At 26.4% G+C, this 17,673-nt stretch carries 14 protein-coding genes and 1 other RNA gene; all 15 read left to right on the forward strand.

Annotation, left to right across the window (positions count from 1 at the left end):
* The 15 genes from dnaA to SGLAD_RS00075 all read left to right on the forward strand — a co-directional run bounded on the left by dnaA (window position 1) and on the right by SGLAD_RS00075 (window position 17,564).
* Window positions 1-1,329, forward strand: coding sequence for a chromosomal replication initiator protein DnaA (dnaA, locus tag SGLAD_RS00005; protein WP_166739183.1), 1,329 nt, complete (start codon window positions 1-3; stop codon window positions 1,327-1,329).
* Window positions 1,330-1,466: 137 nt separating this feature from the next.
* Window positions 1,467-2,591, forward strand: a complete 1,125-nt coding sequence (gene dnaN / locus SGLAD_RS00010; RefSeq protein ID WP_134297006.1) for a DNA polymerase III subunit beta — start codon at window positions 1,467-1,469, stop codon at window positions 2,589-2,591.
* A 53-nt stretch (window positions 2,592-2,644) separates the two neighbouring features.
* Entirely contained in the window at window positions 2,645-4,546 is a 1,902-nt protein-coding gene (gene gyrB / locus SGLAD_RS00015) for a DNA topoisomerase (ATP-hydrolyzing) subunit B (RefSeq protein WP_134297007.1), read from the forward strand.
* Window positions 4,547-4,561: 15 nt separating this feature from the next.
* Window positions 4,562-7,000 carry a DNA topoisomerase (ATP-hydrolyzing) subunit A gene (gene gyrA / locus SGLAD_RS00020; RefSeq protein WP_134297008.1) on the forward strand — a complete coding sequence of 813 codons (2,439 nt, stop codon included), beginning with the start codon at window positions 4,562-4,564 and terminating at the stop codon, window positions 6,998-7,000.
* On the forward strand, window positions 7,000-8,265 hold the full coding sequence (serS, locus tag SGLAD_RS00025) for a serine--tRNA ligase (RefSeq protein WP_134297009.1): 1,266 nt from the start codon (window positions 7,000-7,002) through the stop codon (window positions 8,263-8,265). Before gyrA ends, serS begins: the two co-directional genes overlap by 1 nt.
* A 106-nt stretch (window positions 8,266-8,371) precedes the next feature.
* An RNA gene (ffs, locus tag SGLAD_RS00030) (signal recognition particle sRNA small type) lies at window positions 8,372-8,459 on the forward strand.
* Between the two features lie 19 nt (window positions 8,460-8,478).
* Window positions 8,479-8,907 carry a deaminase gene (locus SGLAD_RS00035; protein WP_134297010.1) on the forward strand — a complete coding sequence of 143 codons (429 nt, stop codon included), beginning with the start codon at window positions 8,479-8,481 and terminating at the stop codon, window positions 8,905-8,907.
* 28 nt (window positions 8,908-8,935) lie between these two features.
* Window positions 8,936-10,813: a DNA polymerase III subunit gamma/tau gene (gene dnaX / locus SGLAD_RS00040; RefSeq protein ID WP_134297011.1), complete on the forward strand. Its 1,878-nt coding sequence runs from the start codon at window positions 8,936-8,938 to the stop codon at window positions 10,811-10,813.
* A gap of 1 nt (window position 10,814) precedes the next feature.
* Window positions 10,815-11,390 carry a toprim domain-containing protein gene (locus tag SGLAD_RS00045; RefSeq protein WP_134297012.1) on the forward strand — a complete coding sequence of 192 codons (576 nt, stop codon included), beginning with the start codon at window positions 10,815-10,817 and terminating at the stop codon, window positions 11,388-11,390.
* Window positions 11,391-11,397: 7 nt separating this feature from the next.
* A complete protein-coding gene (tmk, locus tag SGLAD_RS00050) occupies window positions 11,398-12,036 on the forward strand; it encodes a dTMP kinase (protein ID WP_134297013.1) in 639 nt (212 codons plus the stop codon).
* Window positions 12,029-12,775 carry a hypothetical protein gene (locus SGLAD_RS00055; RefSeq protein WP_134297014.1) on the forward strand — a complete coding sequence of 249 codons (747 nt, stop codon included), beginning with the start codon at window positions 12,029-12,031 and terminating at the stop codon, window positions 12,773-12,775. The genes tmk and SGLAD_RS00055 overlap by 8 nt, the downstream gene beginning before the upstream one ends.
* Window positions 12,775-13,524 carry a tRNA1(Val) (adenine(37)-N6)-methyltransferase gene (locus tag SGLAD_RS00060; RefSeq protein WP_134297015.1) on the forward strand — a complete coding sequence of 250 codons (750 nt, stop codon included), beginning with the start codon at window positions 12,775-12,777 and terminating at the stop codon, window positions 13,522-13,524. The genes SGLAD_RS00055 and SGLAD_RS00060 overlap by 1 nt, the downstream gene beginning before the upstream one ends.
* A complete protein-coding gene (gene tilS, locus SGLAD_RS00065; protein ID WP_166739139.1) occupies window positions 13,508-14,653 on the forward strand; it encodes a tRNA lysidine(34) synthetase TilS in 1,146 nt (381 codons plus the stop codon). Before SGLAD_RS00060 ends, tilS begins: the two co-directional genes overlap by 17 nt.
* Before the next feature lie 42 nt (window positions 14,654-14,695).
* Window positions 14,696-16,600, forward strand: coding sequence for an ATP-dependent zinc metalloprotease FtsH (ftsH, locus tag SGLAD_RS00070; protein WP_134297017.1), 1,905 nt, complete (start codon window positions 14,696-14,698; stop codon window positions 16,598-16,600).
* A 103-nt stretch (window positions 16,601-16,703) separates the two neighbouring features.
* The gene (locus tag SGLAD_RS00075) at window positions 16,704-17,564 is read left to right on the forward strand and encodes an Hsp33 family molecular chaperone HslO (protein WP_134297018.1); all 861 of its coding nucleotides are present in this window, start codon (window positions 16,704-16,706) and stop codon (window positions 17,562-17,564) included.
* The last annotated feature ends 109 nt before the right edge of the window (window positions 17,565-17,673 follow it).

Below are 17,673 nucleotides of genomic sequence, written 5' to 3' on the forward strand. Positions count from 1 at the left end.
ATGAAAAACTCAGAGCTATGAAAAAACATAAAAGGGTGATTGATAACTTCAGAAAATGTTGAACCTAACATTTACGATGATTATATTAAAAAAGCAACTTTAGAAACATTGTCTCAAGATCATTTAGCAATTGTTGTTTCAAGTGAAGTTGCAAAAAAACACCTAGAATATATGAAAAATAATATTAACAAACAAATGAATTATTTGTTAGAAAAAGAAATTGTACTTTCTATTTTAACAAATGAAGCTTTTAATAAAGAAAAATCAATACAAAAAATAGTTGATAAACAAAAAAAGAATAAAAATAATGAGTTTTCATTTGAAAACTTTATTCCTGGGATTAGCAATAAGAACGCTTTAGAAGCTACAAAAGCTGTTGTTAATAATCTTGGAAATAAATGAAATCCTTTATTTATTTTTGGAGACTCTGGGTTAGGAAAAACTCACCTATTAAAAGCCATAAATAATGAACTTTGTAAAAAACAAGAAGGTATAGAAATAAAATACTATACATCATCAGATTTTAGAAAAGAAATTATAGATTCTCTGCAGGGAGGTTTTCATGAAATAGAAGCTACAAAAAACAAATTTAATAATTTAGACGTATTATTAATTGATGATATTCAATTTTTAGCAAAAAGTGATAAAACTAATGAAATTTTTTTTGATTTATTTAATTCATGCATTGAAAACAATAAACAGATCGTTATTACTTCAGACAAATATGCTGAAGCGTTAAACGGTTTTGATAAAAGACTAATTTCACGTTTCACTCAAGGATTAAATGTAAAAATAGAAAAACCTGATACGATTACTGCAATAAATATAATTGATCATAAAGCTAAAGTTGCTAATATAAATCTTTCGGATGAAGCTAAACGCTACATTGCATCTTACTATGGTTCTGATGTTAGAAAAATTGAAGGGGCAATTAACAAAATTGAGTTTGCTTTGATTCAAAATAAAATTGATTCTTCAAATTTAATAAACGATGATGAAGTTACAGTATTTCTATCTGACTATTCTTATGCTCCTGGTGGAGAAATAACTGTGCAAAAAATAAAAAACGTTGTTTCACAAAACTATGGAATAGCTCCAAATTCAATTGACTCTAAAATAAGATTGCAAAAAGTTGTTTTAGCTAGACATTTAGCTATGTACCTAACAGGAGAATTGTTAAAAAGAAATTATACCGAAATTGGGGTTTCATTTGGAGGTAAAGATCACACCACTGTTATGCACGCATTCAAAAAAATAAATGAACTCATAAATACAGACAAGGTGTTTAAAAAATTGCTTATAAAAATAAAAAAAGAAATAACTTCATAGTTGTGAATAACTTTTTTGCGGTGTTAATATCGATATCTCTCACGACTTATAAAGTTTAGGTTGTAGTCAATTATCCACTTATTAACACTATAATAATAATAAATAATTAATAATAATCTAATAGTAGGGGTGAATATATGTATTTTAAAATAAATAGAAATTATTTTATTGATGAATTAAGTAAATGTAATAGAATTATTGATTATAAGAATCCTGTTCCTGCGTGTACCGGAATATTAATAGAAGTTGAAACTGATAAAATTTCAATCGTTTCAACAAATAGTTCAGTTTCTATTAAAACTTCAACTTATGCAAATCAACATGATTTAGAAATAAAAGAAGCTGGAATTTTTTTAATTAGAGGAAAAAACTTTATTGAAATTTTAAAAAGAATGGAAGACGAGATTATTTCTTTAAATAAAGTTGAAACAAACATAATAACATTGTCAGGAAATAAATCGGAATTTTTATTGAATGTTTTAGAACATACCGATTTTCCTACTATTCTTTTTAAAGAAGAAGGGGTGTTTTTTGAAGTTTATGGATCTGAATTAAAAAAAGGAATGAATCAAACTATAATTTCGGTTAATGAATGAAATCAAAAAATTGTTTTACAAGGACTGAATTTTTTAGCTGAGGCAAATAACTTTTACATAACTGGAACTGATGGGTTTAGAGTTTCTAGAAAATTGATTTCTTTAGAAAGTTCAGTAATTGAAAAAGTTACAGCAAACGTACCTTTTAAAAGTGTTTTTGAAATAATAAAAGTTATTGACGATAAGCAAATGATTAAAATTATAGTCCATGATAATCTAATTTCTATAAGAAGCAAAGATACTATTATTCAATCTACTTTGTTAGAGGGGCAATTTCCTGATGTTAACGGAGTTTTTCCAACTGATTTTAACAGTACAATTTTTGTAGAAAACAAAACTTTTTATAAACTAATATCAAGAGCAGATATACCAAGTGAAGAAAACACTTCAACAGTTGTAAATTTTGTTTTAGATGGAGATGTAATTTCAATAAAATCAAACATACAACAAATTGGAAGTTTTGAGGAAGAATTTAAAGATTTTGAGTTAAGAGGTATAGATGATCAAAACATTTATTTTAATTCAAAATTTATTTTAGATTCTTTGAGAAGTTTTGAAACAAAAATTATTGAAATAAGTTTTATAGATTCAAAAACACCGATTGTTATTGCTTCAAGTGAAGATACTTCTTTAAGTCAAATAATATTGCCGATGTTTTCTAACTAGCATATTATCTATACCTTTAAATGGTATAATAGCAATAGTGGGAGAAAATCGTTATGTCAAACAACAAATACGGTGCAAATCAAATTCAAGTTCTTGAAGGACTTGAAGCTGTTCGTAAGAGACCTGGAATGTATATTGGTAATACTAACAAAAACGGGTTACATCATTTAATATGAGAAATTTTAGATAATTCTGTTGATGAAGCATTAGCAGGTTTTTGTGATGAGGTTACAATTGTAATAACTGAAGAAAACGAAATTATTATAAAAGATAATGGAAGAGGTATTCCGGTTGATATTCATCCAAAAACTAAAAAAACTACTTTGGAAACTATTTTTACAGTTTTACATGCTGGAGGTAAGTTTGATGAATCAGCTTATAAAATCTCTGGTGGTCTTCATGGTGTAGGAGCGAGTGTGGTTAATGCACTCTCTTTATATGTTGAAGCAATTGTTATGAGAGATGGAAAAATGTATAAACAGTATTTTTCAGAGGGTGGAACAAAAGCAACGCCATTAGAAGAATTAGGAGCTTCAGATCAAAATGGAACAATAGTTAAATTTAAACCAGATCCAGAAATTTTTAAAGAAACAACAACTTTTGAATTTAAAATTATTCAAACAAAAATAAAACAACTTGCATTTTTAAATAAAGGGTTAAAAATAAATTTAATAGATCAAAAATACGACAAACATCTTTCTTATTGTTTTGAAGATGGTATTAAAGATTATATTAAAGAAATTAATAGTGGAAAAGAAAAAATTGGAAGTGAAATATTTTATGTAAATGAATTATTTAATAAAATCGATGTTGAAGTAGCGATCCAATATAACGATACATACGATGAAAATATTTATTCATTTTGTAACAACATTTTTACAAGTGAAGGTGGAACACACGAAGAAGGTTTTAAAATTTCAATTTTAAAAGCGATTAATTATTATGTAGGTAATCAAAAAAACTATAAAGGAAAAAAATTTATTTTTGATGATATCAAAGAAGGATTATGTGCAGTAATTTCAATTAAGCATGTTGATCCACTTTATGAAGGACAAACTAAAGCAAAACTTTCTAACTTAGATGCAAAAGAAGCGGTTTCAAATATTTTGTTTGAAAATTTTAAAGAATTTCTTTTAAAAAACCCAAATGACGCTAAAAGTATTATTGAAAAAATTATTATTTCAGAAAAAGCTAGAAAAGCAGCTCAACGAGCAAGAGAAGATACAAGAAGAAAGTCAGCAATTGACAATTTTTCATTGCCAGGGAAATTAGCAGATTGTGAATCTAAAGATGCAGAAACTTCAGAACTTTATTTAGTCGAAGGAGATTCAGCTGGAGGTAGTGCAAAAATTGGAAGAAATCGTAAATTTCAAGCAATTCTTTCTTTAAGAGGAAAAGTATTAAATGTTGAAAAAGTAAAACAAGCTAAAGCTTTTGAAAACAACGAAATTCAATCAATAATAGCAGCTATTGGAACAGGTGTTAAAAAAGATTTAAATTTAAATAAATTAAGATATAAAAAAATTGTAATTATGACCGATGCTGATGTTGATGGTGCTCATATTAGAGTTTTATTATTAACTTTTTTTTATCGTTATATGAAAGAACTTATTGTGAATGGAAATATTTACATCGCACAACCCCCACTTTATAAAATTGAGTCTGGAAAAAATGTAGATTATGCATACTCTGACTTACAATTAGAAGTTCTAAAAAATGATAAATATAAAGATTTGAAATATGTAATTCAACGTTACAAAGGATTAGGAGAAATGGATGCAATTCAATTATGAGAAACAACTATGGATCCATCAAGAAGAACAATGTTACAAATTAAAGTAGATGATGCTTTCATGGCAAATGAAGTTTTTTCTAGTTTAATGGGAGAAAATGTAGAAATGCGTAGAAATTTTATAACAGAGAATGCGCAATTCGTAGAAAATATAGATATATAAAATTGAGGTGATTAAATGATTGACAATAAAGAAACAATATTAGAAATAGATATTAAAGACGAAGTTGAAAAAGATTTTTTAGAATATTCAATGAGTGTTATTGTTAGTCGTGCTCTTCCAGATTTAAGAGATGGTTTAAAACCTGTGCAAAGAAGAATTTTATATTCTATGAATGATTTAAAAATTACTTCAGATACTCCACATAAAAAATCAGCTCGTATTGTTGGTGATGTTATTGGTAAATATCACCCACATGGAGACAGTTCAGTTTATGAAGCAATGGTAAGAATGTCACAAGACTTTTCTTATCGTTATCCTTTAGTTGAAGGTCATGGAAATTTTGGATCGATTGATGGTGATGGAGCAGCTGCTATGCGTTATACTGAAGCAAGATTATCAAAAATATCTTCAATGTTATTAAAAGATATTGATATGGAAACTGTTCCTTATATAGATAATTATGATGCTTCTGAAAAAGAACCACAATATCTAACTGGTTATTTTCCAAATCTTTTAGTTAACGGAGCAACCGGAATTGCTGTAGGAATGGCTACTAATATACCGCCTCATAATTTAAGAGAAGTTGTTGACGCGATTATTGCATATATAGAAAATACAGATATTACAATCGATGAAATTTTAACTTTCATTAAAGGTCCAGATTTTCCAACAGGAGCATTAATGACAAATGGTTCTAATATGATTGATGGATATAAAACTGGTAAAGGAAGTTTAATAGTAAGAGCAAAAATAGAAATTGAAGACACGTCTAAAAAACAAAGAATAGTAATAAGTGAAATACCTTATCAAACTAATAAAATAAGAATAGTTGAGAAAATAGCTGAACTATATAAAAATAAACAAATTACAGGAATAACAGATATTAGAGATGAATCAAATTATGAAGGCATAAGAATAGTTTTAGATTTATCTCAAAACACAAATGCTCAATTGATTATTAAAAGACTTTATAAATATACAAGTCTACAAACAAGTTTTGCAATTAACATGCTTTCTCTAAATAACGGAATACCACAGATTTTAAACATCAAAGATATAATAAAATTTTATGTAAAACACCAAATTGATATGATTTTAAAAAGATCAATTTTCGAAAAAAATAAAATTAAAAAAAGACTACACTTATTGTATGCTTTAAAAATTGCTTTAGATTCTGATAATATCGATAAAATTATTCAAATTATTAGAAGTTCAAAAACAAATGAAATAGCTTATAAAAAACTAAAAGAAAACTTTGGTTTTGACGAAGTACAAGCAAAAGCGATTTTAGACATGAGACTACAAAGATTAGTTGGTTTAGAAAGAGAAAAAATTGAAACTGACATTAAAAACTTTGAGCTAAGATTAGCAGAACTTGAAAAAATAATTAATTCTAAAGAAGAACAAAATTTTATATTAAAACAACAGCTAACAGATATTGCAAACAAATATGGTGACGATAGGCGAACTGTAATAATAAATGAATCGCAAACTAAAATTGAAGAAGAAGAATTAATTCAAGATCAAAGAATGATTCTAACTATCACAGAGAGCGGTTATATTAGAAGACTTAGTTCAGAAGAATTCAAAACTCAAAAACGTGGAGGGAAAGGAATCATAATCAATTCTTATCCTGAAGATAATATTGTTATTTCACAAATGGGAAAGACAAAAGATGATGTACTATTTTTCTCAAACGAAGGAAAAGTTTACAAAGTAAAAGGATACAATATTACACAATTTACAAGAACATCAAGAGGTCTTCCTATAATAAATTTTATAGGTATTAACTCAACAGAAAGAATAACAGCAGTCCTTTCCTATAAAAACAAAAATAAAAAATTTAAGTATTTAGTTTTTGTTACTAAAAAAGGAACAATTAAAAAAGTACCTATAGAAGAATTTGATAAAATAAATAATTTTGGTAAAATAGCTATTATTTTAAATAAAGGGGACGAACTAGTTTCAGTTGTTCCAAGTGCTGGTGTGAATGAAATTTTAATTGGATCAGAAAAAGGAAAAATACTTAAAATTGATGAGACAGATGTTAGAGCGATGTCAAGGTCTTCAATCGGTGTTAAAGGAATTTCTCTAGATAAAGATGACGCAGTTGTTAAAGCTGTAACAAATTATGGAAATGAAATTGTTGCTACAATATCAGAATCAGGAATAATGAAAAAAACTTTAATTAGTGATTATAGTATTTATGGTAGAGGTTCAAAAGGAATTACTGGAATGAAATTGAATGATAAAACAGGTAAGTTTAAATCATTTCACGCTATAAGAGAAACTGATGATTTAATAATGATTTCCTCAAAAGGGAAAATTATAAAAATCGAAGCAAAGGATATTAATCTACAATCAAGAAACTCTATTGGTGTAATCGGATTTGGTTTAGAACCAGGCGAAACGATAACAGCAACAGCAATAGAATATAAAAAAGGAGATTACTAATGATTGATATTAATAGGATTGAAAATGAGTTTGAGAATGTTTTAAAGCAATTAAACAAACGTCAAAACGACTATACAGATAAATTGCAAAGCATTTTAGACTTAAACAAAAAAAGAAAAACTATTATAAAAGAAGTTGAAGACCTTAAAGCTAAAAAAAATAAATATTCAAAAGAAATAGGTACTCTTGCAAGAGAAAAAAAAATAGATCAACAAGAGCAATTAAAAACTAAAGTTATAGAAATAAATCAAATTATAGAAAGTTTAGATACAAATTTAAAAACTTTAGAAATTAATCTAAATAAAGAATTACTTCAAATTCCTAATATTCCTAATGAAAAAATGCCAGAAGGTAAAGATGATGAAGATAATATTGAAATTAAAACATGATTAACACCTAATATGAAAAGTAATAATGAAGCTCACTGAGATATTGCGACAAAACTTAAACTAGTAGATTTTGAATTAGGAGTTAAAATATCAGGTTCAAGATTTCTTTCTTACACAGGTAAAGGGGCTAAGTTTGTAAGAGTCCTTGCTGACATATTAATAGACAGACATGTAAAAAATGGTTATAAAGAAATTACTCTACCGATTTTAGTAAATGAAGAAAATATGTTAGGTACAGGACAATTACCTAAATTCGCTGATGATGCTTATAAAGTTGGCGATCAATATTTAATTCCTACCTCAGAAGTTTCTTTAACTAATATTGTAAGAAATGAAATCTTAGAACAAAAAGACTTGCCAATTTATTTAACATCGTTTTCTCAATGTTTTAGAAAAGAATCTGGAAGCGCAGGAAGAGATACAAAAGGAATGATAAGACTACATCAATTTAATAAAGTTGAAATGGTTAAAATTTGTGAACCTATTAACTCTGAAAAAGAGTTGGAAAAAATGCTTAATGATGCAGAAGAGTGTTTGCAAATGTTCAACCTTTCTTATAGAGTTGTAGAGTTGTGCTGTGGTGATGTTGGATTCTCTTCACAAAAAACTTATGACTTAGAAGTGTGATTCCCTAACCAAAACAAGTTTAGAGAAATATCTTCTTGTTCTAATTGTGGAGATTTTCAAGCCAGAAGAATGATGGCAAGATATAAAAATAAAGAAGGAAAAACAGATTATGTTAATACATTAAATGGTTCAGGATTAGCAATTGATCGCTTGTTTGCAGCCATTTTAGAAAATTACTACGATGGAGAAAAACTAATTCTTCCAGAAATCATGAGACCTTACTTTAATAACAAAGAGTATATTGATTAAAATGTTTCACGTGAAACATTTTTTTATTATTTGAATGTTTCACGTGAAACAAAAAAAAAAAAAAATAAACAAATTATTGAAAAAAATAAATATATGGTAATATTAGTATGTCATTGTAAGGGTGACGTTCGAACTTGGTCAGGACCGGAAGGTAGCAGCCATAAGAATCTAGTGCCTTGTACAGTGACTTTTTTATTTGGAGAAATTAGATATATGACAAATGAAATTTGAGAAAAATTAGAAGAAAAACTAAAAGAATGTGAAGTCTCAAAAGATGTACCTGTAGCAGCTTTATTATTTAAAGAAGACAAAATAGTTGCAAGTGCAAGAAATGTTAGAATGCAGAATAAAGATATTGCAGGACATGCAGAAATTAAAGTAATTAACAAATTATATAAAACTAATAACTCTAAAAATTTATCAGATTACAATATGGTAGTAACCTTAAAACCATGTTTAATGTGTATTGCTGCAATAGAACAGGTTAATATTTCTTGTGTTTATTATTTTTTAGATAACTGAAAGGTTCCTTATGATAAATATAAAACTAAAATAAATTTCATTAAAATAAATTCAAATAAAAACGAGTTGTATGAAATAACACTAAAAGAATTTTTCAAAAAGCTTAGAAATAGTATGTAAAATTAAATTATTAGAGGAGTAATTTTTAATGGAAAACAAAAAATCCTTATATAGAATTTATAGACCTAAAAATTTAGATCAAGTAGCAGGACATGAAGAAATCAAAGAAATTCTTTCTATTCAAGTAGAAAGAAATAATTTTCCTCATGCACTTTTGTTTTCAGGACAAAGAGGTACAGGAAAAACTTCTATGGCAAAAATTTTTGCTAAAATGATTAATTGTGAAAATTTAAATAACAACAAATCTTGTGACGATTGTAAGAGTTGCCTAGAGTTTAACAGAAATGCAAACCCAGATATTTTAGAAATGGATGCAGCTTCAAACAATGGAGTAGATGAAATAAGAAACATTAATAATAATGTAAACACATTACCAACAATATCTAAGTTTAAAGTTTATATTATTGATGAAGTTCACATGTTAACAAACTCAGCTTTTAATGCTTTGTTAAAAACTCTTGAAGAACCACCTGCTCATGTTATTTTTATTTTGGCAACAACTGAGTATTTTAAAATACCAGCAACAATAATTTCAAGATGTCAAATATATAATTTTAAAAAAATTTCAAAAGAATCTGTAGAAAAGAAACTTATTGAAATTTCTAAAGCTGAAGGAAAAGAAATTGATAAAGAAGCCTTACAAGAATTATTTTACATGTCTGAAGGTTCATTAAGAGATGCTCTTAATTTGTTAGAACAAACCTTAATAATAGCTAAAGAAACAATCACTATAAATGAACTTAAAAAAGTATTTTATATTTCAACTAAAGAAGAAAAATTAAATATCATAAAAAATATATTTTCTAAAAACTCAAAAAATATAATTGATTATTTTGAAAATGCAAACAACCAAGGACTAGATTTTCAATCAACTTGTATTGGTCTATTAAATATTTTAAAAGAAATAATAACTTTTAAAATGACAAACTCATTAGAAGTTTTAAGCATTTTAGAAAAAAAAGATATAGATCAATTATCAGACATTGAGTTAAAAGATTTATTTTGTCTATCTGATAATATTACAAATGCTTATACAAAGTCTAAAAATTCTAATATTAACTACCAATATATATTAATCAACATATTAAAAACTGTAGCAGAATTAACTACACATATAAGTGTAGTTAATTTAAACAAAAAAGTCAATTCTTCTTTACCAAACAACACTTTATCAAAAAATGAAGTTAAAAAAGAAAATGATATTGTTACAAAACCTGCAAAAGTTTATGAAGAAACAAAAACAATATCTCAAGAATTACAAAATGAATTAATAATTGATCAAAAAAAAGAAGTTGAAGCAGAGAATGAAAAACTTGAAAAAGATAGAAAAAAAGTTTTTAAAGAAGAAGAGGGAGAAAGCAAATTATTAAATTATCAAATATCGACTTTATGTCTTGAAACAAATAATTTGATTTCTGAAGTTAAAGTTACAGACGATCAAATTTTTAATTTAATTGTTGGAGCAACAAAAGAAGGAAGAAAAATATTTGAAGAAAAGTTTGAGCTTTTAATTAAAGAAAGCCAAGATAACGAAGAAGATTTAAAAAATACAATCTATTTTTACAACGTTAAAGTTAGAGCTGCAAACGATGAAGCTGTTTTAATAGTTGTTGAAGACAGTTTAACTGCAAACTGAATTAATAATAAATTTCAAGATCACGAATTCAGAAAGCTAATTTTTCAAAAATTAGGAAATGAGTTTGCTATGATTTGTATTGACAAATATAGATGAAATCATATTAAAGAAGAATATATGTATAGAAAAAAAACAAACACACTAAAACAAAATTATGAAAAAATTAATGCAATTAATTACTATACAAATTTAAGTAAAGTAGAAAACGAAAGTATATATTTACAAAGAGCAAAAAAACTTTTAAAAATAAACATAAAAGTGGTGGACTAATATGGATGAATTAATAGAAATTTTAAAACAGTTTGATGGTGTTGGTAACAAAGCGGCAAAAAAAATTTTTTTTCAAATTATGACAAGTAAGAGTAAAAAAGATAAATTAATTGAAACTATAAACAAAATTTCTGAAAGTTATTCAATTTGCGAAAGGTGTAATTTTTATAAGTTTCAAAATAAATGTTCATTTTGCGATGACGAATTAAGAGATAAAAATTTTATCTGTGTTGTATCTTTTATAACTGATGCCCAAAAAATATTAGAAAGTAATTTCAAAGGTTTGATACATGTTTTGAATGGGGAAATAAATTTAAATAAAAATATTCAACCCGAAAACCTAAAAATAAAAGAATTATTTGCTAGAATAAATAAGGAAGTAGAGATATTATTGGCTTTAAATTTAACTTTTGAGGGCGAAGTTACTGCAAATTATATTGCTAACCAATTAAAAAATAATATCAAAGGCATAACAAGAATTGCAAGGGGAATTCCTTTAGGTGGAGTTTTAGATTATATGGATTCTAAAACTTTAGAAGATGCTATAAATAATAGAAAAAATATTGAGAAAGGATAAAAGAAGTATGCTTTTTATAACACTAGAAGGAATTGATGGTTCTGGAAAAACAACTGTATCAAAAATGTTGAAAGACTCTTTAATGCAAAGTGGTCATAGAGTTTTATTAACAAGAGAACCAGGAGGAGAACCTTTAGCAGAAACAATTAGAAAAATAATTTTAGACACAGAATCAAATCCGACACCTTGAACAGAAACTCTTTTATATATTGCGGCGAGAAGACAACACTTAGATAAAGTTATTGTTCCAGCTTTAAAAGATGGGATTATAGTTATATGTGACAGATTTATGGACTCGACTAGTGCTTATCAAGGATACGCAAGAAATATTGGAGTAACCGATGTAGAAGAAGTTCAAAATATAGTTTTAGGAACTACAAAACCAGACATAACAATTTTTTTTGATATTACTCCAAAAGAAGCACAAGTTCGTTTGCTTAACAGAAAAAGAAATCCCGATAGATTAGAAAAAGAAGATCAAAAATTTCATGAGGCTGTTTATGCGGGTTATCAAATGTTAATTTCTGAAAATACAGAAAGAATAAAGGTTATTGACTCAAGAAAACCAATTAACGAAGTTATGCAACAAGTTAAATTTATTGTAGATAATGCTATTGGAGAGTTAATTTCAAACAATAATGAATAAAACAGATACATTGAATTACTTGAATAAAAATATAAAAAGCAAAACTTTACATCATGCAATTTTATTTGCTTGTCCTAATCAAGAGATTTTAGAAGAAATTTCAAACGAGTTTTCTAGAATGATTGTTTGTAAAAACTCATCTTTAGAGTTCGATGATTGCGAATGATGTATTAAAGCATCAAGAAACTTATCTTACAATATATTAAACTTAGGAAATGGAATTGAAAAAATTAAAAAAGAGGAAGTAAGTAAACTAATAAAAACTTTTTCTTCTACTAATATTGAAAACACAATTTACAAAATTTACAAAATTAAAAATGCAGAAAACTTATCAGAAGTTTCTGCAAACTCTTTATTAAAATTTTTGGAAGAACCGCCAAAAAACACTTTGGCAATTTTATTAACTAATGATCTTAATCAAGTTCTTCAAACTATAAAATCAAGATGTTTATCTATTGTTATTAACGGTGATCAAAACGAAAAATTTCATAAATCAGATATAGAAGATTTTATTTTAAATAAAGAGAAAGAAAATTTATTATTATATGCAAGAGAATTTAAAAAAATAGATAAATTAGATCAAATAAAAAATTTAGAATCTGTCTTTCACAGAATTATTTTAAACAGTTATCCAAAGTTAGCAGATATTTTTTTAGACTCTATTTTAGAATTAAAAAACTCTTCTTATACAAATTTAGTTATAGAAAATTTATTTATCAGTATATATGAGGCTATCTAATGAAAGTGATTAACAAAGTTTTAAATTATAAAAATTTAAATATTATTCAAGATACTGAAATGTTTTCGTTTTGTTTAGATTCAATTCTGCTTGCAAATTTTTACAAACCTAAAACAAAAGAAAAAAAAATTTGTGACTTTGGTACAAATAATGCAATTATTCCATTAATAGTTTCAAAGTTCTCAAATGATCAAACAAAAATAACTGGAGTAGAGATTCAAAAGCGAGCTTCAGATATCGCAAAAGAAAATGTTTTGTTAAATTGCTTGGATAAAAAAATAGAAATAATAAACGAAGACATAAAAGATTTTTTAAAAAATAAAAATAATTATTTTGACATTATTTATTGTAATCCTCCATTTTTTAAAACTAATAAAGATTCAAATTTGAATAAAAAAAGTGAAACTTTAATTCCTGCAAGACATGAAACTTTAATAAATTTAGAAGAAATTATTTTTTCAGCAAAAGTAGCTCTAAAAAATGGAGGAAGGTTTGTGATGGTGCATTTAGCAGAAAGATTAGATGAAATTATTTATTTACTTTGAAAGAATAATTTTAAAATTAAAAATTTACAATTTATTTATTCAAAAAAAAACCAACAACCAAAAAAAATACTTTTAGACGCTATAAATGACGGTAATTGTGGAATAAATATTATGAAAAACTTTTATGTTCACAATGAAAATGGAACATACACAAATGAAATGAAAAAAGTATTTGGAGACTTATCTGATGAAGATATGCAATAAAAAAAAATACATTGTTGGTTTATCTGGTGGACCAGACAGTTTATTTCTTTTGGACAACTTAATAAAAAAAGTAAATAGAGCAAAAATTATTGCTTGTCATGTTAATTATAATTTTAGAGAAGATTCTGAAAAAGATAAAAATATTGCTATAGAGTTTTGTAAAAAAAATAATATTGCTATTATTGTAAAAGATATAAGAAAAGATTATTCAAATCTAGAAAAAAATTTTGAAGCTTGAGCAAGAGAACAAAGGTATGATTTTTTTGTAGAGCAACTAGAAAAATTTAATTTTGACAAAATTCTTATTGCGCACAACATGAATGACGATATAGAAACTTACTTAATGCAAAAACAAAAAAATAATTTAACTAAATATTGGGGAATAAAAAAAGAAACTTATTATAAAGAAAAAAAAATTTTAAGACCTATAATAGAAGTTAAGAAGTCTGAGATTTTAAATTACTTAAAAGAAAATAGTATAAATTATGCTATTGATTCGACAAACTTTGATACAAAATATTTAAGAAATAATATCAGAAGCAAGTTGAGTGAAAATGATTTTGAGATCTTATTAAAAGAAAAAAAAGAACAAAATATATTATTAAAAAAACAGTACAAAAAAATTTATTCTATTCTAGAAACAGATCTTAGTATTAAACATTTCAACAAAGATTTTCATTTCAACGAGAGATTACTATTTAGTTTTTTTGAAAGTAAAGGTTTTGGTGATATCTTTTATTCAAGGAAAAAAAATACTTTAAAAGAGATTATCAAACAATTAATGTCTTCAAAGTCTTTTATAAAAATACAAATTGAAAGTTTATTATTAATTAAGGACCGTCAATACATTAAATTTATTAACTTACAAGCTTACAAAATTATAGATAAGCCAATAGGTCTTTTAGATATAAATGAAATGAATTATTTATTTTTGAAAGAAGATATCAACGATTTTGATAAAAAATTATATATAACAAATAATTGAGAGTATCATAAAAATGATTTATTTTATCAAGATAAAAAACTTAATTTATTTTATAAAAAACAAAAAACAAGCTATTATTTTAGGTTTTATCAAGCTATTATATATGACAAAAAAAATAAGAAAATAAAAAATAGTTTAAATTAATGATAAAATCAAAATATTGTCCTAGAAAAGGTGAAACAAAAAATGAAAAATAAAAGAAAGATATTTTTATGAATATTATTCTTGGCAGTTTTAATTGTTATTGGGGTTGTTTTGTACTATTTCCAAAAAGGAACTGTAACAAAATGGAATTATGATCAACTTTGTCAAAATGCTTCAAGTATAACAGGTCAAGTATCTGTTAAAGTTACATCAAACGGTGTATATGTATTAGAAGGTTACTATACTTCTGCTGGAAAAATATACAAATTTATGGCGGTTCTTGACGAGAAAGACTACTATTCTTTCAAAGGTTTAGGAATTGCAGATATGATGTTAGGTTATGAAGAAGGTAATACTTGGAAACAATTATTAGTTAGTCTTATACCAACAGTACTAATTGTTGTTTTCTACATCTGAATGTTTTCAAGCATGATGAAAGGCGGAGGCATGGGTGGTAACATGTTTGGTAACAATAAACAAAGACCAAGAGAAACCAAGTCTGACGTAAAATTTAAAAATGTAGCAGGTATTAATGAAGAAAAACAAGAATTAGTCGAAATTGTAGACTATTTAAAAAATCCAAACAAATATGCACAAATGGGGGCAAGAGTTCCTAAGGGTGTTCTAATGGAAGGGCCTCCTGGAACAGGAAAAACTCTTTTAGCAAAAGCTGTTGCAGGGGAAGCTAATGTTGCTTTCTTCTCTATGGCCGGATCAGAATTTGAAGAAATGTTTGTTGGTCTTGGAGCAAGCAGAGTTAGAGATTTATTCTCTGATGCTAAAAAAGCCGCACCTTGTATAATCTTTATTGATGAAATTGATGCGGTTGGTAGAAAAAGAAACTCTTCAATGGGTCTTGGAACAAGTGAACAAACTTTAAACCAATTACTTGTTGAAATGGATGGATTTGGAACAAACTCTGGAGTTATTGTTATGGCAGCAACTAACAGAGTTGATGTTCTTGATCCTGCCTTATTAAGACCAGGTCGTTTTGATAGAACTATTCAAATTTCTTTACCAGATATTAGAGAAAGAGAAGCAATTCTAAAACTGCATGCAAACAACAAATCTGTTTCACCAGAAATTGATTGAAAACGTATAGCTGAAAGAACTCCTGGGTTCTCAGGAGCTCAACTAGAAAATGTATTAAATGAAGCTGCAATATTAGTTGTTAGAGAAAAAAGAAAAATGATAACAATTAACGATATTGATGAAGCTATTGATAGAGTTGTCGGGGGACCAGCAAAAAAATCAAGAGCTATGACACTAAAAGATAAACAAATAGTTTCATATCACGAAGCTGGTCACGCTTTAATTGGATTAAAATTAAGATCTGCTTCAAAAGTTCAAAAAGTAACTATTATTCCTCGTGGAAACGCCGGAGGATATACAATAATGACTCCAAAAGATGAATCAAACTTTTCATCTAAAGAAGATTTACATGCAGCTATTGCAGGTTATCTAGGAGGAAGAGCAGCTGAAGAAGTTATTTTTGGAAAAGATAACATTACAACAGGAGCTCATGACGATTTAGATAAAGCAACAAACATTTCTAGAAAAATGGTTACTCAATTTGGTATGTCTAAACTTGGTTTAACAAAATATTTGACAATGGCAGAAGAAGCTTATGGTCAAACTAAAGGTGTTTATTCTGATGAAGTAGCTTATAAAATTGATCAAGAAATTAGTAATATGCTTGATGAATGTTATAAAATAGCAATTAAAATCATTAATGAAAACAAAGAGTTATTAGAATTAATCGCTGAATCATTAAGGGTTTTAGAAACTATTACAGCAGAACAAATTGACTATATTAATAAAAATAATAAATTACCAAACGAAGTTATTTTAGAAAAAGAAAGAAAAGCAAAAGAAGATAAAAAAAGAGAAGCCGGAGAAATCTTGGAATTTGAACCTGATGCTGATGAAGGCGATACAAAAAACTAATCTAACTTAAATCTGTGTTATACACAGATTTTTTTTATCTCTAAATTACTCTTATATAAGAGTTTTTAATTTATAATTATTGTATGTAAAATGGAGGTAACAAATGGATATGCAAATTAGAGCTACAAGCTCAAAAAGAAATGTAAAAATGGCAATTGTTGACATTTCAGAATCATTAGAAAAAATAATAAAACTACAAAAATCAAACCCATTAGCTTCTGTGGCTTTAGGAAGAACAATAATAGCAAACTCTTTGTTAAGTTTAAGTATTAAAGATGGAACTAAAATGACAACAAATATTAATGGAATGGGCTTAGTCGGATCAGTTATTGCAGAGTTTCAAAACAACACTATTAGAGGATATATTGAAAATCCAAACTTTGATGCTTCTAGGCTAAATGAAAACGAAGCAAGTCCGTTAGCACAAGCTGTTGGAAAGTCTGGTTTTTTACAAGTTTCAAGAGATAATGGAGGAAGCGAACCTTACACTTCAAAAGTTGAAATGATCTCTGGAGAGATAAATATGGATTTTATGTATTACTTACAACATTCAGATCAAATAAATTCACTAATAACTTCTACTGTTGAAATAAATGACGATGGAAGCATTAAAAAAGCTTGCGGAATAATTATTCAATTATTACCTGGATTTAAAGATGAAGATATTGATTTTATTGAAGAAAAAATTGGAACACTTGATCATTTAAAAAAAACACTTCTAGAAACAACAAACTATGAAGCTTTACTAAAAGATATTTGTGAAGATGCAAAAGTTTTAAGTGTTAGTGAACTAAAATTTGAATGTACATGTAATTTGGAAAAAGTAATGAATTCAATAAAAATGTTAGGGCAAGACGAAATCCAAAAAGCTTACAATGAAGGAGAAGTCGTTGAAGTTATTTGTGATTTTTGTAAAAAACAATACAATATTGAAGCAAATGAATTAAAAAACCTACTAAATTAAAATATGATATAATATTTTAGACGTTATTTAATTTGAAATAAGGAAGTGTTTTATGACAAGTACAAACTCAAATAATGGATCAGATAAAAATAATCCAGATAATATTAAA

The sequence above is a fragment of the Spiroplasma gladiatoris genome (assembly GCF_004379335.1).
Lineage (GTDB): Bacteria > Bacillota_I > Bacilli_A > Mycoplasmatales > Mycoplasmataceae > Spiroplasma_A > Spiroplasma_A gladiatoris.